This window comes from Acidobacteriota bacterium (genome assembly GCA_018001935.1).
Classification (GTDB): Bacteria; Acidobacteriota; JAAYUB01; order JAAYUB01; family JAAYUB01; genus JAGNHB01.
In genome coordinates this window covers 63,741-88,145 of record JAGNHB010000009.1, presented here as the reverse complement: position 1 = coordinate 88,145, position 24,405 = coordinate 63,741, and the positions used below count along the sequence as shown (strand labels likewise).

The 24,405-nt window shown below is 65.9% G+C and carries 19 protein-coding genes and 1 pseudogene; 19 read left to right on the top strand and 1 reads right to left on the bottom strand.

From position 1 onward, the window contains the following. Window positions 1–16: 16 nt before the first annotated feature. From rpsO to KA419_05670, 15 genes are all read left to right on the top strand, one after another. A complete protein-coding gene (gene rpsO, locus KA419_05740; protein MBP7865433.1) occupies window positions 17–286 on the top strand; it encodes a 30S ribosomal protein S15 in 270 nt (89 codons plus the stop codon). Window positions 287–514: 228 nt separating this feature from the next. Beyond that, window positions 515–2,710, top strand: coding sequence for a polyribonucleotide nucleotidyltransferase (gene pnp, locus KA419_05735; protein MBP7865432.1), 2,196 nt, complete (start codon window positions 515–517; stop codon window positions 2,708–2,710). Between the two features lie 468 nt (window positions 2,711–3,178). Beyond that, entirely contained in the window at window positions 3,179–4,816 is a 1,638-nt protein-coding gene (gene bshC, locus KA419_05730; GenBank protein ID MBP7865431.1) for a bacillithiol biosynthesis cysteine-adding enzyme BshC, read from the top strand. Between the two features lie 600 nt (window positions 4,817–5,416). Then, complete coding sequence (gene bshB1 / locus KA419_05725; GenBank protein MBP7865430.1) at window positions 5,417–6,169, top strand: bacillithiol biosynthesis deacetylase BshB1; 753 nt, start codon at window positions 5,417–5,419, stop codon at window positions 6,167–6,169. A 131-nt stretch (window positions 6,170–6,300) separates the two neighbouring features. Beyond that, window positions 6,301–9,420, top strand: a complete 3,120-nt coding sequence (locus KA419_05720) for a TonB-dependent receptor (protein MBP7865429.1) — start codon at window positions 6,301–6,303, stop codon at window positions 9,418–9,420. Between the two features lie 1,325 nt (window positions 9,421–10,745). Further along, window positions 10,746–11,204, top strand: a complete 459-nt coding sequence (locus tag KA419_05715) for a hypothetical protein (GenBank protein MBP7865428.1) — start codon at window positions 10,746–10,748, stop codon at window positions 11,202–11,204. Then, window positions 11,201–11,785: a hypothetical protein gene (locus KA419_05710; protein ID MBP7865427.1), complete on the top strand. Its 585-nt coding sequence runs from the start codon at window positions 11,201–11,203 to the stop codon at window positions 11,783–11,785. Before KA419_05715 ends, KA419_05710 begins: the two co-directional genes overlap by 4 nt. Further along, complete coding sequence (gene atpH / locus KA419_05705; GenBank protein MBP7865426.1) at window positions 11,782–12,327, top strand: ATP synthase F1 subunit delta; 546 nt, start codon at window positions 11,782–11,784, stop codon at window positions 12,325–12,327. The genes KA419_05710 and atpH overlap by 4 nt, the downstream gene beginning before the upstream one ends. A 57-nt stretch (window positions 12,328–12,384) precedes the next feature. Further along, window positions 12,385–13,917 (top strand): F0F1 ATP synthase subunit alpha, encoded by a 1,533-nt coding sequence (gene atpA / locus KA419_05700; GenBank protein MBP7865425.1) that lies wholly within the window; start codon window positions 12,385–12,387, stop codon window positions 13,915–13,917. Window positions 13,918–13,957: 40 nt separating this feature from the next. Then, window positions 13,958–14,821 (top strand): ATP synthase F1 subunit gamma, encoded by an 864-nt coding sequence (gene atpG, locus KA419_05695; protein ID MBP7865424.1) that lies wholly within the window; start codon window positions 13,958–13,960, stop codon window positions 14,819–14,821. A 181-nt stretch (window positions 14,822–15,002) separates the two neighbouring features. Continuing rightward, window positions 15,003–15,239: a DUF2281 domain-containing protein gene (locus tag KA419_05690; GenBank protein ID MBP7865423.1), complete on the top strand. Its 237-nt coding sequence runs from the start codon at window positions 15,003–15,005 to the stop codon at window positions 15,237–15,239. Beyond that, window positions 15,236–15,622 (top strand): type II toxin-antitoxin system VapC family toxin, encoded by a 387-nt coding sequence (locus KA419_05685; GenBank protein MBP7865422.1) that lies wholly within the window; start codon window positions 15,236–15,238, stop codon window positions 15,620–15,622. Before KA419_05690 ends, KA419_05685 begins: the two co-directional genes overlap by 4 nt. Before the next feature lie 39 nt (window positions 15,623–15,661). Further along, window positions 15,662–17,077 carry a F0F1 ATP synthase subunit beta gene (atpD, locus tag KA419_05680; GenBank protein ID MBP7865421.1) on the top strand — a complete coding sequence of 472 codons (1,416 nt, stop codon included), beginning with the start codon at window positions 15,662–15,664 and terminating at the stop codon, window positions 17,075–17,077. 15 nt (window positions 17,078–17,092) lie between these two features. Beyond that, on the top strand, window positions 17,093–17,506 hold the full coding sequence (atpC, locus tag KA419_05675) for an ATP synthase F1 subunit epsilon (GenBank protein MBP7865420.1): 414 nt from the start codon (window positions 17,093–17,095) through the stop codon (window positions 17,504–17,506). 33 nt (window positions 17,507–17,539) lie between these two features. Further along, entirely contained in the window at window positions 17,540–17,770 is a 231-nt protein-coding gene (locus KA419_05670) for a hypothetical protein (protein MBP7865419.1), read from the top strand. Between the two features lie 543 nt (window positions 17,771–18,313). Here KA419_05670 and KA419_05665 read toward each other — a convergent pair. Continuing rightward, window positions 18,314–18,577 (bottom strand): annotated as a pseudogene (locus KA419_05665) (hypothetical protein). A gap of 156 nt (window positions 18,578–18,733) precedes the next feature. On the opposite strand from KA419_05665, the gene KA419_05660 reads away from it, so the two are divergent. The 4 genes from KA419_05660 to KA419_05645 all read left to right on the top strand — a co-directional run bounded on the left by KA419_05660 (window position 18,734) and on the right by KA419_05645 (window position 24,011). Then, complete coding sequence (locus KA419_05660) at window positions 18,734–20,206, top strand: alanine:cation symporter family protein (GenBank protein ID MBP7865418.1); 1,473 nt, start codon at window positions 18,734–18,736, stop codon at window positions 20,204–20,206. Window positions 20,207–20,411: 205 nt separating this feature from the next. Then, on the top strand, window positions 20,412–21,773 hold the full coding sequence (locus tag KA419_05655) for a DUF444 family protein (protein MBP7865417.1): 1,362 nt from the start codon (window positions 20,412–20,414) through the stop codon (window positions 21,771–21,773). Window positions 21,774–21,821: 48 nt separating this feature from the next. Then, complete coding sequence (locus tag KA419_05650) at window positions 21,822–22,799, top strand: aminopeptidase (GenBank protein MBP7865416.1); 978 nt, start codon at window positions 21,822–21,824, stop codon at window positions 22,797–22,799. A 219-nt stretch (window positions 22,800–23,018) separates the two neighbouring features. Beyond that, window positions 23,019–24,011: a hypothetical protein gene (locus tag KA419_05645; GenBank protein MBP7865415.1), complete on the top strand. Its 993-nt coding sequence runs from the start codon at window positions 23,019–23,021 to the stop codon at window positions 24,009–24,011. Window positions 24,012–24,405 lie beyond the last annotated feature (394 nt).

Here is a 24,405-nt window from a genome sequence, read left to right as displayed (position 1 = left end):
TCGAGGAGGAACGATTTTGAACGTCACCAAGGAAGCAAAAGGCGAAGTGATCGCGAAATATCGGCACCATGAAAAGGATACCGGGTCCCCCGAGGTGCAGGTGGCCCTCCTGACCCAGCGCATCACCGAGTTGACGGACCACTTCAAGGCGCACGTGAAAGACCACCATTCCCGCCGCGGCCTGCTCAAGCTCGTGGGCCAGCGCAAGCGCATCCTGGAATACCTGAAAGCAAAGGACATTGAACGTTACCGCAAGCTCATCGCCGAACTGGGCCTCCGCAAGTAAGCCCGCAGCGAAATCACTCCGAACAGAACCTGAACCGTTCACACCCGGCGGTGTCGCGCACTCCGCCGGGTGTGGCTTATTTTCCGCCGGCACTCCCGATAACGCCGCGGCCGGCCGGGCGCGTCGGGATCCGCTCGACCCGGCGTGACGGGAGAACTTTCAAAACAACTCGCGCAAGCTGAAGCTTGCGCCACTACCTTGAGCATAATCGATATGGAGGATATACACATGCAACATCGCGCATCACTCGAGATCGGCGGACGGGAGCTCAGCATCGAGACCGGACGCCTGGCCAAGCAGGCGGACGGCGCCGCCCTGGTCCGCTACGGCGACACGGTGGTCCTGGTGACCGCCTGCGCCGCCCGGGAGCCCAAGGACGTCGACTTCCTTCCCCTCACCGTGGACTACAAGGAGTACACCTACGCCGCGGGACGGTTCCCCGGCGGCTTCTTCAAGCGGGAGGGGCGCCCCACGGAGAAGGAAATCCTGACCAGCCGGTGCATCGACCGGCCCATCCGGCCCCTCTTCCCGGAAGGATACAACTGCGAGACCCAGGTCATCGCCTTCGTCGTCTCCGCCGACGGGGAGAACGAGCCCGACGTCCTGAGCATGCTGGGCGCCTCCAGCGCCCTGTACTTCTCGGACATCCCCTTCCACAAGCCCATCGCGGGCGTGCGGATCGGTCTCATCGACGGCGCCCTGACCGTCAACCCGCGGATCCCCGACATGGAGCGGACCACCCTGAACCTGGTAGTGGTGGGCTCCGAGGACGCCATCGTCATGGTGGAGTGTTCCTGCAAGGAGATCGCCGAGGGACAGATGCTGGAAGCCCTGGACCTGGCCCATGGGGAGATTCGCCGGCTCATCGGGCTGCAGAAGGAGATCCATGCGAAGCTCCAGCCCGTCAAGCGGGTCGTCGAGCCCCCCGTTTACCCCGAAGACCTCATGTCCGAGGTGCGGGGCAAGTACGGCGAGGCCATCCTGGCGGCCATCCGGACCCCCGGCAAGCTCAACAGCGAGCGCCGCGTCAAGGAACTCAAAAAGGAAATCGTCGAGTCTTACCCCGAGGAGGACGAGGCCCGGCGCAAGCTGGTCAAGCGCGTCTTCGACCGCCTCAAGGAGGAGATCTTCCGCAAGGACCTGCTGGAAAACCGCCGCCGGACCGACGACCGCGCCTTCGACCAGATCCGCCCCCTGGACATGGAGTTGAGCTTCATCCCCCGCACGCACGGCTCGGCCCTCTTCACCCGCGGCGAGACCCAGTCCCTGGTCACGGTGACCCTGGGGACCTCCGGCGACAGCCAGGTCATGGAGACCCTGGACGGCGAATCCAGCAAGACCTTCATGGTCCACTACAATTTCCCGCCCTTCAGTGTGGGCGAGGTGGCCTTCCTGCGCGGCCCGGGCCGCCGGGAGATCGGGCACGGCGCCCTGGCGGAGAAGGCCCTCCGCGCGGTCATTCCCCCGACGGAGGTTTTCCCTTACACCATCCGCGTGGTGTCGGACATCCTGGAGTCCAACGGCTCCTCCTCCCAGGCCACCATCTGCGGCGGCTCCCTGGCCCTGATGGACGCCGGCGTGCCGATCTCCAAGGCTGTGGCCGGGGTGGCCATGGGGTTGGTCCTGGAGGGCGACAAGCACGCCATCCTGACCGACATCGCCGGGTTCGAGGACCACTACGGCGACATGGACTTCAAGGTGGCGGGCACCCGTGACGGGATCACCGCGCTGCAGATGGACATCAAGATCGAGGGGATCACCCCGGCGATCATGAAGGAAGCTTTGGAACAGGCCCTTCGCGGCCGGCTCTTCCTCCTGGACAAGATGGACGCCGTCATCGACAAGCCCCGCCCCGAGCTGTCCTCCACGGCCCCGCGCTACTACACCATGACCATCTCCGACTACAAGATCAAGGACCTCATCGGCCCCGGCGGGAAGACCATCAAGTCCATCGTGGAAGCCACCAAGGCCAAGATCGACATCGAAAACGACGGCACCGTCAAGATTTTCGCCAGCGACGAGAAAGCGGCGGAAGACGCCCGGCGCCGGATCAACGACATCTGCGCCGAAGCCGAGGTCGGGAAGGTCTACACCGGCAAGGTGACCCGCCTGGAGGCTTACGGCGCCTTCGTGGAGATCCTCCCGGGCACCGACGGCCTGATGCACATCTCCGAGGTCTCCCACCGCCGCACGCCGGACATCCACGACGTCCTGAAGCTGGGCGACGAGATCCAGGTGAAGGTGATCGGCATCGAGCCGCCCAACAAGGTCAAGCTCAGCATGAAGGCCCTCCAGGAGCCGCCCGAGGGGATGAGCCCCGAGGAGGAGCGCCACGACGACCGTCCGCCGCGGCGACACCACGATCGGCCGCGCGGCGATCGCGGCGACCGCGGTGATCGCGGCCACGGCGGCCACCGTCGCTAGCCTTCGGGTTTTGCCCCCGAAACGTCAGGGACTTCCTCACCGGGAGTCCCTTTTTTTTGTCCTCCCGGCCCCGGGGAGGCGTATAGTGACCGGTCAGAGCCGTGCCCGTCGGCAAGCGGATGGAGCGCCTGATTTTGACCGCTTGCGAGGCCGATCAGGATACCGAAACGGATACTTGATGGGGCCGCAAAAAGTACCATCACCCTCCGGGTGATGGCTCAAAAAAAGGCTTTACAGCCACTTTTCCATCCGTCTTCCGGCTTTTTGCGAACCCGTCATGCTTGATGCGTTCGTAAAATTCGATGAGACCACAAAGAGCGCGGAGTACTCTTGGAACCCAGAATGATGAGCCTGCCATGCATTGAAATCAAAGAGTTCGGACCTTCTTTGCGTGTCTTTGCGTTCTTTGTGGTTTGAGGAATCCGGATTTTTTTCGGGATCATCATCCTGGATGGGGGAAGGGATTACATGCGGCATGTCGTGGTCGAGACAGGGACGGGGACTGGACCGGGGGTGAACCCCTTCGCGGCGATGTTGTTGCGGGACGGGGAAGCCCGCCGCCGGTTCCTGGACGTCGGGGAGTGGTCCCCCGGCGCCATCGCCGCGATTGCCGCCGGGCCCCCGCCGGGACGGGCGCGGGCGGCCGACGTCGTGGCCGCCCGGAACACCGACGGTGACGGGCAGACCCTTCAGGCGGTCGAACAGGTTCGCCGGGGGACCCCCTGGTACGTGGTGGCCGGTCAGCAGGCCGGGCTCCTGACGGGGCCTCTCTACACCGTCCTCAAGGCGGTCACGGCCCTCCGCCTGGTCCAGGCTCTCCGGGACGCGGGGACCGACGCCGTCGCCCTGTTCTGGGTGGCCTCCGAGGACCACGACCTCGCGGAAGTGCGCACCGCCCGCCTGCTCTCCGGCGCCGGCGAGCCCTTCACCGTGACGGCCGGCCCCGGGGCCGGCGCGTCCCGGTTCCCGACCGGCCCGCTGGCCCTGGGGCCCGGGGCGGCGACCGTGGAAGCCGCCCTCGAAACGGGCCTCGCGGGGCTGCCCTTCGCCGGGGAGGTCCGCACGTGGGTCCTGGGGACGGTCCGGGCCGAGGCCACCTTCGCCGGGTCGTTCACGGCCCTGATGCGGCGCCTGTTCGCCGGGACGGGGCTCCTCCTCTTCGACCCCCTCGACCCGGCCGTGGACGGTCTCCGCCGCGAGTTCGCCGCCCGGGCCGCCGGACGCCACGACGTCCTGCTGGACGCCGTCCGGGAGGACACCGCGGCGATCCGGGCCCTCGGGTTCAAGCCCCGGGTCGGGTTCAAGCCGGAGCGCGCGTTCTGGTTCCACCTCGACGAGACCCTCGGGCGGCGCCGGTTGACCCGGACGGGGACCGGCGGCTTCCGGGCGGACGGGTCGGGCCGGGAGTGGGATTCCCTGGAACGGGCGGCGGCCGACGAGGGCGCGCGGTTCTCGCCGGACGTCCTGATGCGGCCCGTCTTCCAGAACTGGCTGTTCCCGGTGGCGGCTGTCGTCGGGGGCCCCGGCGAGATGGCGTACCACGCCCAGCTCCCCGGGCTCTTCCGCGAGATGGCGGTGGGGCGGGGGTTGTTCTGGCCGCGCGGCTCCGCCAGCGTCCTCCCCGCGGGGACCCTGCGGAAGCTCGAGCGCCTCGGCCTGTCGGCCGGAGACCTCTTCGAGGGCCGGGTTTCGTTGTTACAAAAGGGGATGCGCGTCCGGGGGGAGACCGGGGCGCTGGAGCGCTACCGCGAAACCCGCCAGGCGTTTTTACGGGTCACCGGGGAACTGGAGGCGATCTGCGCCGCCTTCACCGACGACATGTCCCGGTCGGCGTCCACGACCCTCAACCGGGTGCGGGACCTGGAAGCCCGCCTGGAAGCGCGGCTCGGGAGGGAGACCCGTGCCCGGGGCGAAACGGTGGCCCGCCAGGTGGACGCCCTCCTTTCCGAGGTCTTCCCGGGCGGCAAGCCCCAGGAACGCGTCCTGTGCGCCCCGGCCCTGGTGGCCCGTCACGGGCCTGGCCTGGTTCGAGACCTCCTCGAGGCCGCCGACCCCTTCGAGCGCCGTCACGCGGTGCTGGTGGGGGAGAAGGCTGAAGGCGGTTAGGCTGAAGGCTGTTAGGCTGAAGGCTGTTAGACTGAAGGCTGTTAGGCTATGTTTGTGGGTTCGGAGATGGTTCCATCGGTATCGGGATCGGGATCGCAGTCGCAGTCGGTATCGCAATCGGTATCGCAATCGGGATCGCAATCGGGATCGGTATCGGGATCGCAATCGCAATCGCAGTCGCAGTCGCAGTCGGTATCGCAATCGGTATCGCGGTTGCACTGGGGATTGGAATTGATTTCTTTATCGCAACCGGCATCGGCAAACGACGGGAAGCTCCTTCGTGGAGTGCGGCGACACGCTTCGTGGCGCCGCTTTCTTCGCGCCGCGCAGTCCGCGGAGCGGCGCGGGCGGCGTGCCCGGCGCCCGTCAACCCCGTGGGGACGGCGCTCCGGCAGCCTCCGCGCCTTGTGGCGGCCGGAGGGAAAAAAGCGGCGCTCCGGCAGCCTCCACGCCGCACTCCTCAGGAAGTAATTATATGAAAACGCCTAAGTCCCTTCAGCCTAACCGCCTTCAGCCTAACCGCCTTCAGCCTAACAACCTTCAGCCTAACCGCCTTCAGCCTAACAGCCTTCAGCCTATCAACCTTCTCCTGGAGTTCCCATGTACCTTTATCGCAAAGAGAACGACGACCGGCTCGACGTGCTTTTCGTGGGGGCGCACCCCGACGACGTCGAGATCCTGGCGGGCGGGACCGTGGCCGTCCTGGTGCGCCTGGGCTACCGCGTGGGCGTGGTGGACCTGACCCGGGGGGAGGCCGGCAGCCGGGGGACACCGGAACTGCGGCGCCAGGAAAGCGTGGAGGCCGCCCAGGTCCTGGATGTCGCCCTCCGCTACACCCCGGGCTGCCCCGACGGCGAACTGGAGAACACCCGGGAAGCGCGGTTGGAGATGGTGCGGTTCATCCGGCGCCACCGGCCGCGGCAGGTCTACACCCACCACCCCCGCGACCCGCACCCGGACCACACCGCCGCCTTTCTCCTCACGCGGGCGGCCGTCCACAACGCCGGCCTCGGCAAGGTGGCCCCGGGTTCGGAGCCCTTCCGGCCCCACTACCTCTTCGCCTTCGCCCCGCCGCACCGGGTGGAGCCCTCGTTTTTGGTGGACGTCTCCGAGGCGTGGGAAACCAAGTGCCGGGCCGTGCGCTGCCACGCCTCCCAGGTGGCCCCCCGCCGCGAGGGGGAAGCCCCCACTTTCCTCGGCCAGTCCCGCTTTTTCGGGCTGATGGAGGCGCATTCCCTCAGCCTGGGGGCCCTGGTCGGGGTGAAGCACGCGGAGGCCTTTCACACGTTCAGCTGCCTCGTGACGGACGACCCTCTCCGGTCGTTCGGAAGGAAAACGGGCCGCCTGTTGTGATTTTTGACCAGAGAATGCAAAAAAAAACCTTTGATTTCCCTGTCGATTCTGGTAAAAGAATTAAGCAATTTGAGGCATGTTGCTCCGGATTGCAATGATATGAGCCAAATACCATCATAAGGAGTAGGCGCATGAAGAGACTCATTCCGTTTCTGCTGCTCTGCCTTGTGATCGGCGCACCCGCCGCGTTCTCCCAGAGCGTGACTACGTCAGGCCTCCAGGGGAGAGTGGAAGGTAAAACCGTTGACAAGGTGGTCGAGCTTCCCGGGGCCCTGGTGGAAGCCGTGCACGTCCCCACGGGCACCAATTACCAGGTCGTCACCCGGGATGACGGCGGATACTCGATCCCCATGATGAGGGCGGGTGGTCCGTACTCCCTCACGTTCTCCTGCGAAGGCTTCAAGAAGGAGGAAGTGAAGGACGTTTACCTGAAACTGGGTGAAGCCCGGACCTTCAACGTCCAGCTGGTGATGGAGTCCATCGACGCCGGCGAGGTGCTGGTCGTGGCCTCCAACCCCATCATCAACCCCAACCGGACGGGCGCGTCCCAGAACGTGACGCTGGACACCATCGACGCCATGCCCAGCATCACCCGCTCCCTGGACGACCTGACCCGGCTGTCCCCGCAGTTCGACTCCAACAAGGAGCGCCCGGGGTCCTTCAACGCCAACGGCCGCAGCGCCCGTTACAACAACATCCAGATCGACGGGACGCAGAACAACGACCTGTTCGGCCTGAGCGACCTGGGTTCCCCCGGCGGCCAGACCGAGTCCACCCCCATCTCCATGGACGCCATCCAGGAGTTCCAGATCGTTCTGGCCCCCTATGACGTCCGCCAGGGCGGGTTCACCGGCGGCGGCGTGAACGTCGTCACCCGCGGCGGCTCCAACGAGTTCCACGGGTCCATCTACTTCTACGGCCGGAACCAGTCCCTCGTGGGCAAGGGGACCAACGAGATCTCCTACCCCGAGTTCAAGGACTACCAGGTCGGCTTCCGCATCGGCGGCCCCATCATCAAGGACCGCCTCTTCTTCTTCGTGAACGGCGAACTCAGCCGTTACTCCAACCCCTCCGAGTACATCATCGACGACAGCGGCAGCCCGTACGACTGGGGCGGCGCCAACGTTTCCGTGGCCGACGCCCAGCGCTTCGTGCAGATCTGCCAGAAGTACGGCTACGACCCGGGCGGCTTCAGTTCCTTCGTCACCCGGCGCAAGGAATCCAACAAGCTGTTCGTCCGCGTCGACGCCAACATCTCCGACAACCACCACCTCACCGTCCGGCACAACTACAACGCCCCCCTCAAGGACAACCTGTACCTCTACCCCAATTCCTTCAAGTTCCCGGACAACAACTACGTCATCAAGGACAAGACCAACTCCACCGTCGTCCAGCTGAACAGCACGCTCTCCAACTCCCTGTTCAACGAGGCCACGGTGTCCTACACCCGGATCCGTGACCGCCGCAGCGGCGCCACCCGCTTCCCGGCGATCCAGGTCTACGTCAACTCCAGCAGCAGCTACTCGTTCAACGCCGGCACGGAGTACAGCTCCCAGGCCAACGAACTCGACCAGGACGTGTACGAGGTCACCGACAACCTCACCTGGATCTGGGGCAAGCACTCCTTCGTGTTCGGCACCCACAACGAGATGTACAAGTTCCGTAACCTGTTCATCCAGAACCTTTTCGGTTCCTACCGGTTCTCCAGCCTCGACGACTTCAACATCGGCAAGGCCAACCGCTACCAGGTCGGGTTCGCCAACGGCTCCGACCCGCTGCTCTCCGCCCGCTTCCGGGTGGCCCAGATCGGCTTCTACTTCGGCGACACCTTCTCGGTCAAGCCCAACGTCAAGCTGACCTACGGCCTCCGCGTGGACATCCCCTACATGCTGGACACCCCCACCGCCAACCCGGACACCGTGACCTACTTCGGCATCCCCACCAACCAGACGGCCAGCGGCAACCTGCTGTGGTCGCCCCGCGTCGGGTTCAACTGGGACATCAACAGCGACGGCAAGAACAACCTCCGCGGCGGCATCGGCCTCTTCTCCGGCCGCGTGCCTTACGTGTGGCTGTCCAACCAGTTCAGCAACACCGGCATCGAGTTCACCCGCATCACCGTCACCGGTGCTGCCACGCCGGCGTTCAACCCCGACCCCGACAACCAGCCCCACTCCTTCGCCGCCCAGACCAACGAGGTCAACCTGATCGACCCCGAGTTCAAGTACCCCTCCATCATCCGCGGCGACATCGCCTTCGATCGCCAGCTGCCCTGGGGCCTGGTCGGGACGGTCGAGTTCGTCTACACCAAGGTCCTCAAGGACATCCTCTACAAGAACATCAACCTGCTGGCCACCGGCAAGACCCTCTATGACGGCCGACCGCTCTACGGCACCGCCGGCGCCACCAGCACCAGCTGGACCACCAACTGGCTGACCAAGAAGTACACCAACTGCATGTACCTCACCAACACCGACGAGGGCAAGTCCTGGAACCTGTCCTTCCAGATGCAGAAGCAGTTCTCCGGCGGGTTCAGCGCCAACGCTTCCTACACCCTGGGCAAGTCCTACGACGTCAACAGCGGCACCAGCTCGGTGGCGTACTCCAACTGGCGCTACAACAACATCCGCGGCAACCCGAACGAGCCGGAAATGACGTTCTCGGCCTTCGACGTCCGCCACAGCATCAAGGTGGCCGTCTCCTACCAGCGTGAGTTCCTGAAGAACGCGGCGACCACGGTCTCCATGTTCCTGACCAGCCGCTCCGGCCGCCCCTTCTCCTACATCTACGCCAGCGACATGAACGGCGACGGCGCTGCCAACGACCTGATCTACGTCCCGCGCGACCAGAACGACATCATCCTGACCACCAACAACTGGGACGCCCTCAACGCCTACATCAACGGCGACCCGGCCCTGAGCCAGCACCGCGGGGAGATCGTGGCGCGCAACAGCGCCCGCGAGCCCTGGAACCACAGCGTCGACGTCCGCTTCATGCAGGACATCCCGCTCCCGTGGCTGAAGGGACACAAGATCGAGTTCTCGATGGACATCATGAACTTCCTCAACATGCTGAACAAGGACTGGGGTGTCTATCGCTACGTGAACTTCGACAACTCGCTGCTCACGTTCCGCGGCCTCGACGCCGCCACCAGCCGGCCGAAGCTGGCGTACTCGCCCGGTCAGCGTTACGTCATCAACGACCTGCTGTCCCGCTGGCAGATCCAGTTCGGGATCCGTTACTCCTTCTGATCCCCCCGGGGATTTCCGAAACCCATCCCCCCCCGCCTCCGGGGGGGGATTTTTTTTTACCCACGCCCAAGGGTTTTAGGCTGTAGGCTGTAGGCTGTAGGTCCGGAGGTTGTCTCATCGGTATCGGTATCGGTATCGGTATCGCAATCGCAGTCGCAATCGCAGTCGTAATCGCAATCGCAATCGCAACCGCAGTCGCAATCGCAATCGCTGTCGCAATCGCAGCCGCAATCGCTTTCGCAGCCGTGAACGCGGTCGCAGACGGGATCGGTGGCCTCCTCGGCGACGGCGGCCCGCAGCCCTCGATCTCCTCCCTTCCTTGCGGAGTGCGGCGCGCAGGCTGCCGGAGCGCCGCTTTGACCGCGCCGCGCAGGCCGCCGGAGCGGCGCGACCCCACGGCAACCCGCGTGTCTTCCGGCAAATGAGACCCGGGCGCACAGGCACCCGGCGGAGGGTGCCGAGCTTTCAGCCGGCATGAGGGCGCCGTGATGAAGCCGGGGCGCGAAGGGACAAGGGGACCAAAGGGACCAAAGGGACAGGCGGCGCTGACGGGGCATGTCCCACAGGCAGGCGTTATATCGGTCTTCCTTTGCGCTCTTGGCGCCTTTGCGAGATCAAGATCCGCGTCGGCTCTCGCCAAGACGCAAAGTTCGCCAAGGAAACAGGTCGCCGGGGAGGCGGCCAAGCGGTGCGAAAGCGAGCCTTCACCGGTCGCCCCGCGTCCGGAAGAAAGCTTCCGGAAGATCTCTCACGAAGGCACGGAGGCACAGAGAAGAAGCGTCTCCGGTTAAGCTCAACAGGCCAAACGCACCCGGAAAGGGAGCGGGGAAGGAGGGTTCCTCCCGGGCCGAACTATCCCCGGCGGATTCGGGATCGGCGCCGAAGGGGCTTTAGCTTGAATCCCCTCGAAGCAGTGTATATGCAGCACGCGCGAGATCCCAGGTCCCCGTTTGGCTCCCGCAGCCTTCGGGGCGGGTTTTTCCCGGTCGCGGCCATGATCACCGTTTGTCAAGGCCAAAACCAACCCTTGAACTATCGCCATCGATATCGGTATCGCAATCGCCATCGCAATCGCCATCGCGGTCGCCATCGCGGTCGCCATCGCAATCGCGGTCGCTGTCATCAACTGCCGTGGGGGTGGTGCAGCGATGGCGATGGCCATTGTGATACCGATGGCGATTGCGATACCGATACCGATACCGACAACGGTGGGGGAAACCGATTGGGGGCGGAGAAAGGAGCTTGACACCCGGGGTATTCGATGATAAGAAATCCTTTCGCTGCAACGCGGAGGGCGACGATCCCGGGACGATGATGGAGAGCGGATGTACCTGATGTCGGGGGCGACCGAGGCCTTGAGCCTCAACTATTCCGTGGTGGTGGTGGTGGTGCTTTTCGTGGCCTACCATCTCCTGCTGAAAGGAATGTTCTACAAGCCCTTCTTCCGTACCCTCAAGCAACGGGAAACGGAGACCGAGGGGAAACTGCACGCCGCCGTCGCCGCCGACCACCGCCGGAAGGAAATCGCCGGCGAACTGGAGGCCGCCCTTCGCGCCGCCCGCCAGGAAGCGGCCGCCGCAGTGGACCGCGCCCGGCTCGAGGCCGCCCGCGACCAGGGAGAACGGCTCGACGCCCTCCAGGAGGAATTGCGCGTGCAGGTCGAGACCGCCCGGAAGGACATCGCGGAGCAGGCGGCCCTGTCGCGGAAGCGCCTGCAGGACGACATCGAGCGTTTCGGCCGGATGGCCGCGGAGCGGATTCTCGCGCGGGAGCTGCAGTCATGAGCGCGGTCCGTCTTCCCCGGTCCCGGTGGCTCCTCCTCGGTGGGCTTCTTTTCGCCATGGCCTCGCCCTGCGCCGCTTCCGGCGGCATCACGAGTTCCTTCAGCGAAGGGTGGCTCCTGGCCGGCAAGATCTTCAACGCCGTCGTCCTCTTCGGCGGCCTCTTCCTCCTCCTTCGAAAACCCCTGAAGAATTTCTTCGTCCACCGGACCGCGGAGATCCGCAAGAAGCTGGAGGACGCGGAGAAGGCGCGGGCCGAGGCCGAGGCGAAGCTGGCCGAAGCCCAGGCGCGCCTGGCCGCCCTGGAGGCCGAGATCGGCCGGGTCCGTGAGCAGGCGGAGCGGGACGCGGCCGCCGCGCAGGACCGCATCGCCCGGCACACGGAGGAGGAGATGGAACGTTTCCGCGCCCGCGCCCGTATCGAGATCGAGTCCCAGACGAAGGAAGCCCTGGACGGGCTGCGGGCCTTCGCCGCCGAGCAGTCCGCCGAGGCCGCCCGCCGGCTCCTGCGCGCCGAGATCCGCCCGGAGGACGACGCGGCCCTCTTCGAGCGCTTCCTCCAGGGCCTCGGAGAACAGCGATGATCCGGCGATCGACCCTCCTTCGCTACGCCCGTTCGCTGGCCGAGGTGGCCTTCGCGGACGGCGCCGCACCGCAGGTTACGGCCGCCTACGCGCAGCTGGGCGCGATCGCCGCGGAAGTCCCCGATTTCCTCCCCATCCTGAAAAACCCCGTGATCCCGTCCCGGAACAAGCTGGAGATCCTCGCGGCGCTCGGGAAGGCCTTCGGGTGGCACCCCTACTTCAACGACTACCTCAAGGTCCTGGCGGCGAACCACCGGCTGGCCCACGTGATGGACATCCACCCCCTCTTCGGGGAGGAGATGGACCGTCTGGACCGGGTGGTCAAGGCCCGGGCCTGGACCGCCCGCCCGCTGGCGCCGGAAGCGGTGGCACGGCTCTCCGAAACCCTGGGCCGGGTCCTCTCCCGGCGGGTCCAGGTGAGCGCCGCGGTGGACGCGTCGCTGATCGGGGGGTTGCGGGTGGAGGTGGCCGGGACCGTCTACGACGGGTCGGTGAAGCGCCAGGTGGAGCGGCTCGCCGAGCGCCTGGCCGGGACGTCGTGAGCCCTCCCCGGCCATGGGCGGTCGACGGTCGTCAGCAGTCGGAAACAAGGAGTAAGCATGGATATCCGAGCCGATGAAATCACTCGCCTGATCAAGGAGCAGATCAAGGGGTTCGAAGCCGAGGTGGACGTAGCCGAGGTGGGCAGCGTGATCACCGTCGGCGACGGCATCGCCCGCATCCACGGCCTGGAGCGCGCCATGCTCGGCGAACTGCTGGAATTCCCCCACGGCGTCATGGGCATGGCCCTCAACCTGGAGGAGGACAACGTCGGCGCGGTGCTCCTCGGCGAGTTTTTCGAGATCCGGGAAGGGGACGTCGTCAAGCGCACCCGCCGCATCGCCCAGGTCCCCGTGGGACAGGCCCTGGTGGGCCGGGTGGTGAACGCGCTGGGCCAGCCCATCGACGGCAAGGGGCCCATCGTCACCGACCAGTACTACCCCCTGGAGCGCCTCGCCCCGGGCGTCACCGACCGCATGCCGGTGAAGGAGCCCCTGCAGACCGGCATCAAGGCCATCGACTCCATGATACCCATCGGACGGGGCCAGCGCGAGCTGATCATCGGCGACCGGCAGACGGGGAAGACGGCCGTCGCCGTGGACACCATCATCAACCAGAAGGACACGGACGTCGTCGGCATCTACGTGGCCGTCGGGCAGAAACAGTCCACGGTGGCGAGAGTGGTGGACACCCTCCGGCGCTACGGCGTCATGGACAAGTCCATCGTGGTGGTGGCCGCCGCCTCCGACCCCGCCCCCATGCAGTACCTGGCGCCCTACACCGGGTGCGCCATGGGCGAGTACTTCCGCGACCATCAGGGCCACGCCCTGGTGATCTACGACGACCTCTCCAAGCACGCCGCCGCGTACCGCGAGATCTCGCTCCTCCTCCGCCGCCCCCCCGGCCGCGAGGCCTACCCGGGCGACGTCTTCTACCTCCACTCGCGCCTCCTGGAGCGGGCGGCGAAGCTCAACGAGGAACTGGGGGCCGGCTCCCTGACGGCCCTCCCCATCATCGAGACCCTGGCAGGGGACATCTCGGCCTACATCCCCACCAACGTCATCTCCATCACCGACGGCCAGATCTTCCTGGAGACGGACCTGTTCTACAGCGGCGTCCGCCCCGCCATCAACCCGGGGATCTCCGTGTCCCGCGTGGGGGGCAGCGCCCAGGTGAAGGCCATGAAGCAGGTGGCGGGGAGCCTTCGCCTCAACCTGGCCCAATTCCGCGAGCTCCAGGCCTTTGCCCAGTTCGGCAGCGACCTGGACAAGGCCACGGTGGCCCAGCTGGAGCGGGGCAAGCGCCTGACGGAGATCCTCAAGCAGGACCAGTACCAACCCCTGCCCACCGAACAGCAGATCATCCTGATCTTCGTGGCCACCAACGGGTACCTGGACGACATCCCGGTCCCCCTCTGCCGGGTGTTCGAGAAGGAGTTCTTCGCCCACCTCCAGGCGCGGGAGGCTTCCCTCCTCGCGGAGCTGGCGGAGAAGAAGGTGATGAGCGACGAACTCCGCCAGCGTCTCACGGACGTCACCGGCGCCTTCAAGACCGTCTTCGCCGAGCAGAACGCCGCGGCGATCCAGGCCTGAGGGCCCGGGCGCCCCACAGGCCCGCAGGAAGGGAATTCCGATGGCCAATCTCCTCGACATCCGGCGGCGGATCAAGAGCGTCAAGAACACCCAGCAGATCACCCGCGCCATGAAGTTCGTGGCCACCGCCAAGCTCCAGAAGGCCCAGGCGAGGGTCTTCGCCGCCCGGCCCTACGCCCGGCACATGCTGACCGTGGTCAACCGTCTGACCCGGAGGATGGAGGACCTCTCCCACCCCCTGATGCGCGACACCGGCGACAGCAAGATTCTCCTCGTGGTGGTGACGGGGGACAAGGGGCTCTGCGGCGCCTTCAACGCCAACATCTTGCGGGCGTCCCACGCCTTCATGGCGGAGCGCCCCGACGTCGCCTTCGCCCTGGACACCGTGGGCAAGAAGGGCTACGAGCACTTCAAGCGCCGCCGTTACGAGCTGGAGGCCTGGTACGTCGACGAACTGGCCCGCGTGGACCTGGGGCTGGCCCACCGCGTGGCCGAGCCGGTCCTGGAGAGTTTCATCCGCGGGGAGTACGACAGGGTCTTCCTCATTTACAACGAGTTCAAGTCGGTCATCCAGCAGCGGATCGTGGTGGAGCAGCTCCTGCCCATCGCCGAGCTGGAACTCGGGGAGGAGGGGGAGGAGCCGGTCGGGGTGGACTACCTCTACGACCAGCCCCGGGGGGAGATCTGCGAGGATGTTTTCTCCCGCCACGCCCTCGTTCAGATCTACCACGCCCTGCTGGAGTCCACCGCCGCCGAGCAGGGGGCCCGGATGGCCGCCATGGAGTCGGCCACCAAGAATGCCGGCGAGATGATCGACCGGCTGGTGATGTTCCGCAACCGGGTCCGCCAGGCGGCCATCACCAAGGAGATCATCGAGATCGTCAGCGGCGCCAACGCACTGTAAGGAGAATAACAGTGGAGCACATGACCTATGATGAACTCGTTGGTCTGGCAGACAAAATAGTATTCTTTTTGATCGATAACAACGATGAAGTTAAAAAGAACTCAAATTGAAGATCATTTAGCTGACAGTAAGAGATTCTACTGGATTAGTATTGAGGATTTTATCTTACGAGAAGATTAACATGAAAAGGGTGAAGGTCAGCGCGATCAAGGAGCAGATATTCCAACTGTTGCAACAGGTGGAACGAGGAGAAGAAGTGTACATCACTGGGGAGGACGAGATCACCGTCGTGGCCAAGATCATTCCCCCGATCGAAAAGGAAGCGCCGCGGGCTGTTTTCGGCTTTGCTAAGGGGAAAATCAGTATAGCCGATGATTTTGACGCCCCGCTGGAAGACTTTGCGGACTATACAAAATGAAGGTTTTAATTGACACCCATGCCGCACTTTGGTTCGCAGAGGGCTCACCAAGGCTCAGCGGAGAGGCCCGATCCATTCTAGAAAACAACAGGCATGAACTCCTTTTCAGTGTGGCGAGTCTCTGGGAAATGGCCATCAAGTTCAGTTTAAATAAGTTGTTGTTTCAGGGATCGTTCGACAATCTGCTTCAACTCCTCCTGGACAGATTGAGATTGAATGTCCTCCCCATAAGCGTTGAACATACGATAGCAACTTCCAGTCTACCTTTTCATCATCGTGACCCGTTTGACCGGATGCTTGCGGCACAGGTTCTTTTTGAGCGAATCCCCCTCCTCAGCGCCGACGCGTCGTTTGACGCCTATGGTGTTGAGCGGCTCTGGTGATTCAAAGCGGCTTTGATTTAGAAGACTCAAGGAGCGCACATGGTTGAAGGAAAAGTGATCCAGATCATCGGGCCGGTGGTGGACTGCCTCTTCGACGAGGACAAGATCCCCGCCATCTACAATGCCGTCCGCATCGTGGACGACGGCTCCTTCAGCGGGGCCCGGATCGACGTCACCGCCGAGGTCCAGCAGCACCTCGGCGAGGGGCGCGTCCGGACGGTGGCCCTGGAGCCCACCGAGGGGATGGTTCGCGGGATGACGGCGATCGACACCGGCGCCGCCATCAGCATCCCCGTGGGGCGAAACACCCTGGGGCGCGTGATGAACCTCCTCGGCAAGCCGGTGGACAAGGGGCCCGAGATCGTCTCCGACACCCGTTACCCCATCCACCGCCCCGCCCCCTCCTTCACCGACCAGAGCGTGGCCACGGAGATGCTCGAAACGGGCATCAAGGTCATCGACCTCATCGAGCCCTTCCCCAAGGGCGGAAAGATCGGCCTCTTCGGGGGCGCCGGCGTGGGCAAGACCGTCATCATCATGGAGCTGATCCACCGCATCGCCAAGGAGCACGGCGGCTTCTCCGTCTTCGCCGGCGTGGGCGAACGCACCCGCGAGGGGAACGACCTGTGGCTGGAGATGAAGGAGTCGGGTGTCATCGAGAAGGCGGCCCTGGTGTACGGCCAGATGACCGAGCCGCCGGGCGCGCGGTTGCGCGTGGCCCTGACCGGCCTCACCGTGGCCGAGTTCTTCCGGGACGAGGAAGGCCAGGACGTGCTCCTCTTCATCGACAACATCTACCGCTTCACCCAGGCGGGGTCCGAGGTGTCGGCCCTCCTCGGCCGCATGCCTTCCGCCGTGGGCTACCAGCCCAACCTGGCCACGGAGATGGGCGAACTGCAGGAGCGGATCACCACCACGTCCAAGGGCTCCATCACCTCCATCCAGGCCATCTACGTCCCGGCCGACGACTACACCGACCCGGCGCCGGCCACCACCTTCACCCACCTGGACGCCACCACCAACCTGGAGCGCTCCATCGTGGAAATGGGGATCTACCCCGCGGTGGACCCGCTGGCGTCCACCTCCCGAATCCTCACCCCCCACGTGGTGGGCGAGGAGCACTACGCCGTCGCCCGGCGCGTCCAGACCATCCTCCAGCGCTACAAGGACCTCCAGGACATCATCGCCATCCTGGGCATCGACGAGCTCTCCGACGACGACAAGCTGGTGGTGGGGCGGGCCCGGAAGATCCAGAAGTTCCTGTCCCAGCCCTTCTTCGTGGCCGAGCAGTTCTCGGGCTACAAGGGGAACTACGTGCCCGTGAAGGAGACGGTCCGCGGGTTCCGGGAGATCTGCGACGGCCTTCACGACGACGTCCCCGAACAGGCCTTCTACATGGCCGGCGGGATCGAGGAGGTCGTGGAGCGGGCCCGGAAGATGGCCCAGGAGAGCTGAGGAAAGGCGGAACGGATGGCCGAGAAAACGACCCTTCACCTGGACATCGTCACCCCCGACAAGAACCTGTACTCCGGGCGGGTGGCCCGGGTCAGCATCCCGACCGTCGACGGCGAGATCGGGGTGCTGCCGGGGCACGCCGACCTCATGGCGCGGCTCGGCTGCGGCGTCCTGACGCTGACGGACACCGACGGCAACGAGCGGCGCTTCTTCTGCCGGGACGGTTTCGTGGAGGTGAAGGGGGAGGACACGTCCGTCCTGGCCGACGTGGCGGAGAGCGAGGGGGAGATCGACACCGGGCGGGCGGAGCGCGCGAAGCTCAGGGCCGAACAGCGGCTCGGCTCCGGCGCCCCCGACATCGATTACTCCCGGGCCGCCGCCAGCCTCTACCGGGCGCTTCAGCGCCTGGGCGCGACCCGTCCCCGCTGAGCGGCCCGCAGCGCATCACAAGGAGATGTTGGCATGCAAGCGCGGTTTTTCAACGAGTTTCACCGGACCGAGGCCGTGGCCAATGTCACCGACGGCTGGCTGAAGTCCTACCAGATCGTCCGGATCCGGGGGTTGCTCTGCCCGACTCCCGCCTGCTCCTGCGGGGAGGACGCCCTTTCCCAGAACGGCCCCACGGAGTGGGCCGTCCGGGGCTACGGCGTGGACGCCTCCGGCCGCGAGATCGTCCGCGTGGAAAGGACCTGACCCCCCGCTCGGACTCTTCCGAAACAACAAAAACGGACGGTCTCGGCCTCGCGCAAAGCCGCGAAGCCGCCAGGCCTCGCAAAGCGAGGGCTTGAAACAGACTTCTCTTGAGTGGCTTTGTGTCGCTGCAGTCCTGATTTCCGGAACACCCGTCAGGAGTTGAAGCCCTGTTCTCTTGCCTGCGGCGTCAAGTGTATTCTGAAGAGATTGTTCTATCGACCGAGAATGCGGGACGTTTGCTTTTTCAGCGCCTTGTTACTCTGGTGGAAGAGGCGTCCGTATTCGGGGTTGGCAAAGGAAAAATCCAGTCTGTCACTGTCGAAGACAATCTGATTTCCTCACCGCGATCCCGTCGCCCGAACGGCTGATCCCGGATTGAAGGCCGCGGGGCCTCGCTCATCCGCCCCGCCCGGTTGCAGGCCCGGTCTTCCGGCGTGAACCGGAAGGCAGCCCGCCACCGGGCGTCCCGGCCCGTCATCGGGTTTTCGGCCCGTACCGGCCGCCCGGAGCCCCCGGGCGGGGCGGGGCGTCGGGCTGCTCCATGGCGACGGTCTTGATCCCGGAGACCTCGAAGCGCTTGCGGCAGCGGGGGTTGGAGCACATCACCCGGTCGTCCAGGAGGACCATGTAGGTCTGGGCCTTGCCGAACTTGGCCCGGTCGCGCTCGTCGGCGCCCGGGGGCAGGCGGTCCTTCTTCCGCCGCACCAGCCACTGGAGGCCGTAATCCGCCTGCGTCCGGCAGTGCGGGCAGTTCAGCACGGCCGTTTTCGTCGTCCGGGACTCGGTGTAGAAAGCTCGTTCGTCCATCATTCCCCCTTGCGAGCGGTTCTCATCCTACTCACCCCGACACCCGGGCGCAAGCAAAAACCGGGCCCGGTCGTTTCCCGTTTCCCTGCCGGGGAGGAACCGGTATAATACTTTTTTTCGTCGAGGGACCCGAACACGGCCGCAAAGGAGAAAGCGATGGATCTGCACTCGCTGGTGGAAACGGTGAATGGATGGGTGTGGGGGACCCCCCTGATCGTTCTCTGCCTGGGCACGGGCATCTACTTCTCCTTCCGGACGCGCTTCCTCCAGGTCCGGCACCTCGGCGAGATGGTCCACCAGCTCTGGCACGGGAAGGCCTCCGCCGCCGGCATCTCGTCGTTCCAGGGATTCGCCATGGCCCTGGGGGGACGCGTGGGGGTCGGGAACATCGCGGGCGTGGCCACGGCCATCGCCATGGGGGGGCCGGGAGCGCTCTTCTGGATGTGGGCCATCGCCTTCCTGGGCGCGGCCTCGGCCTTCGTCGAGGCCGCCCTGGCCCAGGTCTGGAAGGAGAAGATCGAGGGCGAGTACCGGGGCGGCCCGTCCTACTACATCGAGAAAGGGCTCGGATGGAAGTGGTACGGGTCGATCTTCGCCGTGGCGACGGTGCTCTCCTGCGGGGTCCTGCTCCCCGGCATCCAGGCCAACGCCATCGCCGAGTCCTTCACCAACGCGTTCAACTGGCCCGCCTGGGCGTCCGGCGCCGGGGTCGCGGCCCTCCTCGCCCTGATCATCTTCGGCGGCGTGAAACGGATCGGGCGGGTGGCCGAGCTGGCCGTGCCCTTCATGGCCGTCGGCTACGTCATCATGTCCCTGGCCATCGTGGCCGTCAACATCGGCAAGCTCCCCGCCGTCCTCAGCCTGATCTTCTCCTCCGCCTTCGGCGGCCACGCCGTCTTCGGAGGGGTTGTCGGGTCCGCCATCGCCTGGGGGGTCAAGCGGGGCATCTTTTCCAACGAGGCGGGCCAGGGGACCGGCCCCCAGGCCGCCGCGGCGGCGGAGGTGGAGCACCCGGCGCAGCAGGGGCTCGTCCAGGCCTTCTCGGTTTACGTGGACACCCTCCTGGTCTGCTCCGCCACGGGCTTCATGATCCTCATGACCGGCCAGTTCAACACCGCGGACGGCCGCGGCGGTTTCCTGGTGCAGAACATCCCCGGCGTGCCGCACGGCCCGGCCTGGACCCAGCGGGCCGTGGACACGCTCTTCCCCGGGTTCGGCGGCGAGTTCGTCTCCGTCGCCCTCTTCTTCTTCGCCTTCACCACCCTCATGGCCTACGCCTACTACGCGGAGACCAACGTCGCCTACCTGCTCAAGGGCCGGGCCCGCCACTCGGGAATCATCCTTGTCCGCGCCGTTCTGCTGGGCGTGACCTACTTCGGCGCCGTCCGGACGGCCAAGCTCATGTGGGGCTTCGGCGACATCGGCGTGGCGCTGATGGCCTGGCTCAACATCGTCGCCATCCTGTTCCTGGCGAAGCCAGGGCTCGCGGTGCTGCGCGACTTCGAGGCGCAGCGGAAGCGCGGCGAGAACCTCAGCTTCCAACCCGGGGCCCTCGGCATCCGCCGCACCTCCTGCTGGGCGCCGGACGGTGAGCCCCCGCTTCCGACCACGAAAAACGCCGACCAATAAAATCTTATCTGCGTATTCTGCGGTTTAGTGTCTTACAGACCACGGAATACGCGGAAAGAGGTCCCGGGGGTGCGGGCGGATTGAATGCAAATGCCGGCGATAGGTCTGTCGGGCGGGGCGGGAAAAAGGCTGTTGCAAACCGGGGGAAACTGAAATATTCTGAAACCGGCCGCCACGGCGGCACACTGAGCGCAGCGGGGCCCGCATGGACCGGAAAGCCCGGGAACTCCTGGATCGCCTGAAGGCGGACGGCCTGACCGCCGAACAGGAGGCCCGCATCCGCGCCGAGCTGGAGGTCTCCCGGGAGTCCCCCGGCCACGACCCGGAGAACGCCCCGCCCGCTCCGCCCACGTTCTACGCCCACACCGACCTCGATGTGCTCCAGGCCCTGCGCCCGCCCGCGGAAAACCCCGTCCTGTGCGTGCAGTCCCTGGACGAACTCCTGGAGCGCGACAAGCAGCGCGAGAAGGACGGTTTCCCCCGAAAGATCCGCGTGGGCCGTCTGATCAAGCCCGGCCGGGGCGGCAAGGACAAGGTGGTGGTCGTCCCCACCACGGTGGAGGAGAAGCTGATCCACGACAACTCCTTCACCACGGCTTCCCGTGAGGGCCAGACCGGCGGGTCCGGCGAGGGGGAGGAAGGGGAGGTCATCGGCGAGCAGCCGGTCCGGCCGGAAGGCGAGGAGGGGCAGGGCGGCGCCGGGCAGGGGCAGGGCGAGTCCCACGAGATGGAGTCCAGCGCCTACGACCTGGGGAAGATCCTGACGGAGAAGTTCGAGCTGCCCAACCTCAAGGACAAGGGGAAGAAGCGCTCGCTCACCCGCTACACCTACGACCTCACCGACCGCCACCGGGGCTTCGGCCAGTTCCTCGACAAGAAGGCCACCCTCAAGGAGGTCCTGCAGACCAACATCCACCTGGGGAACGTCCCGGACCCGGCGGCCATCGACCCCGAGAAGTTCCTGATCTCGCCCAACGACAAGGTCTACCGGATCCTCTCCCGGGAGAAGGACTTCGAGTCCCAGGCCGTGGTGTTTTTCCTGCGGGACTACTCCGGTTCCATGACGGGGAAACCCACGGAACTCGTGGTGACCCAGCACGTGCTGATCTACTCGTGGCTGCTGTTCCAGTACCAGCGGCAGATCGTCTCCCGGTTCATCCTCCACGACACCGACGCGAAGGAAGTCCCCGACTTCCACACCTACTACAACTCCCGGGTGGCCGGCGGGACCCAGGTGTCTTCCGCCTACCGCCTGGTGAACGAGATCGTGGAGAAGGAGAACCTGGAGCGCGACAACAACATCTACGTCTTCCACGGCACCGACGGCGACGACTGGGACAGCAACGGGGCCCTCGCCGTCCCGGAGCTGCGGAAGATGCTCCGCTTCGCCAACCGGGTGGGGATCACGGTCGCCCGCCACGGGGGGGTGAAGGACACCGAGCTCGAAAGTTACGTGAAGCGGTCCAGGCTTCTCGAGGAGCAGCCCCGGCTGCTCCGGATGGACGCCATGCCGGAGGATTCCGACGAGCCCCGCGTCATCGAGGGGATTCGCAAGCTCATCTCCTGACCGATGACCCCGGAAACAGCCTATTTCCCCAAGGGAGGATCGTGTTCGATGACTGACGAAAAGGCCCTCATCGCGAGCGCGACGGTCGCGCTCCGCGACTGCCTGGCGGTCCAGGCGTGCGAGAGCGTGCTGATCCTGACGGACACCGTGTGCCGGCCCATCGGGCGGGCGTTTTTCGAGAGCGCCCTGGGCCTCGGGCTCTACGCCGTCTACGTGGAGATCCCGGTCATGCAGCGCAACGGGCAGGAGCCCAACGATTCCGTGGCCCGCCTGATGCGGGACTTCTCCCTGGTGGTGGCCCCCACCGAAAAGTCGCTGACCCACACCGCCGCCCGGCGGGACGCCTGCGCCGCCGGGGCCCGGGTGGCCACCATGCCCGGGATCCGGGAGGACACCGTGATCCGCTGCCTCGGGGCGGACCACGACGCCATCGCCGCCCGCACGGAGGCGGTGGCGGAAATCCTGGAGAAGGGGGAGGCTGTCCGGGTGACGACGAAAACCGGGACCGACCTGTCCTTCTCCATCCGGGGCGTCCACGCCCACGCGTCCACCGGCCTGGTGCGCAAGTCCGGGACCTTCGGGAACCTCCCCTCCGGCGAAGCCTACCTCCGCCCCCTGGAGGGGACGGCCAACGGCGTGGTGGTCATCGACGGCTCCATGGCCGGCATCGGCGACCTGCAGCCCGCGGGAGAGGTGATCCGGGTGAAGATCCGGGACGGCCTCGCGGTCGAAATCACGGGCGGCCCGTCCGCCGACCGGCTCCGGGAGATGCTGACCGCCGTGGGGCCGGACGCCTTCACCGTGGCCGAGTTCGGCGTCGGCACCAACGACGCCGCCCGGATCATCGGCTGCATCCTGGAGGACGAGAAGGTCATGGGGACCATCCACGTGGCGTTCGGTAACAACGTTTCCATGGGCGGGACCGTGGACGTTCCCATCCACCTGGACGGGATCGTGCGCGACCCGTCGGTGGACGTGGACGGCCGCCCCCTCATGCGGGACGGGGCGCTCCTGCTCGGCGAATAAGTCATTCCCTTTATCCAAAGCAAGAAGGTGCTTGCCATGACCCCAAGACGGATTGTCGCGATCCTCCTGGCCGCTTTGGCGGTGGCCTTTGTGTGGGCGTCGGAAGCCCGGGCGACCCGGATGGTCCTGTTCCAGGAGTTCACCACGGCGGTGGGTTGACCGTACTGCCCGGCGGCCGCGTGCGGCCTGCGGACCCTCAACACCAACCAGGGCGCCGACGTGGCGATCCTCGCCTACCATGCCGGCGACCCCTTCTCCGGCTCCGCCTACGGCGCCCGTTCGGGCCCCTACGGCGTCGCCGGCACCCCCACGGTCGTCGTGGACGGCAGCCTGAAAATCACGGGCGCCGCCAACTGCCCCAGCGCCTACAACGAGTACCTGACCGCCTTCAACAGCCGGAAGAGCGTCCCCGCCCTCGTGGACATCCGGCTGTCCTGGGTGGCGGAAAACACGGTGACGGCGACGGTCGCCAACGTCTCCGGGGACTATGCCTTCGAGGGGGTGTTCTTCTTCGCCCTCGTCGAGAATGCCATCCCCTTCTCCTGGTACAGCGAGGGGACGGTGGACCATGTCTGTCGCGCCCTGCTCCCGAGCAACCTGGGGACGACGGTCAACATCCCCATCGGCGGGTCCGTCACCCTCCAGCAAGCCCTGACCCTCAACCCCTCCTGGGACCGGACCAATCTCCAGGTCGTGGCCTTCGCCGAGAGTTTCGGCCGTGAGACCGAGCAGGCCGCCAAGATCCCCATGCACGGAAGCGGCACCATCACCCTGACCGCGCCGGCGGCCGGCGAGCCGGCGGTGGAGGACTTCGACCTGGACATCCAGTGGAACACCGCGAACTACTCCGGCACGGTTTCCATCTTCTACTCCACGGACAACGGCGCCACCTGGATCGCCGTGGCCGAGAACATCGCCAATTCCGGGGTCTACCCCTGGGTCGTGCCGGGCGCCTTCGCCCCCGCGTGCCGGTTGAAGGTCTGCCACCCCAGCGGGTGGCCCGCCGCCGTGAGCGCCCCCTTCCCCCTCTGCCGCTGGGGCGACCTGGACGGGGACGAGGAACTGACCGCCGCCGACACCCTGCTCCTCGAGCGTATCCTTCGGCAGGACGAGCCGGACGATCCCGACGCGGACCTCAACGGCGACGGCCGTATCAACATCCTGGACCTGGTCCTCCTGCAGGTGGAGATCCTGGAAGGGTACGGGGAATAGGCTGTAGGCTGTAGGCTGCAGGTTCGGAGGGGTCAGCGCCGGTAAGCGTCTCGGGGCCGTAAAGGGTTCCGGAATCGTTATCGCAGTCGGCGCGGGCAGTCGGTATGGGCGTCCCCTCCGACCCGCAACCCGCGGCCTGTCACTTTCCGCCTGTCCTGGGGAGTGCGGCGCGCAGGCTTCCGGAGCGCCGCTTTGACCGCGCCGCGCAGGCCGCCGAAGCGGCGCGGCCCCATCACCAGCCCATCGCAACCCCGAGCGCTTCCCGGAAAGGGTTTTCTTTGCGAGCGTTGCTCCTTGGCGAGATCAAGATTCGGACCGGCTCTGGCCAGGCGCAAAGCCCGCTATAGAAGACGGCCCTGGCCGGAAAACCCGCCTTCCCCGCACCCTTTCAGGG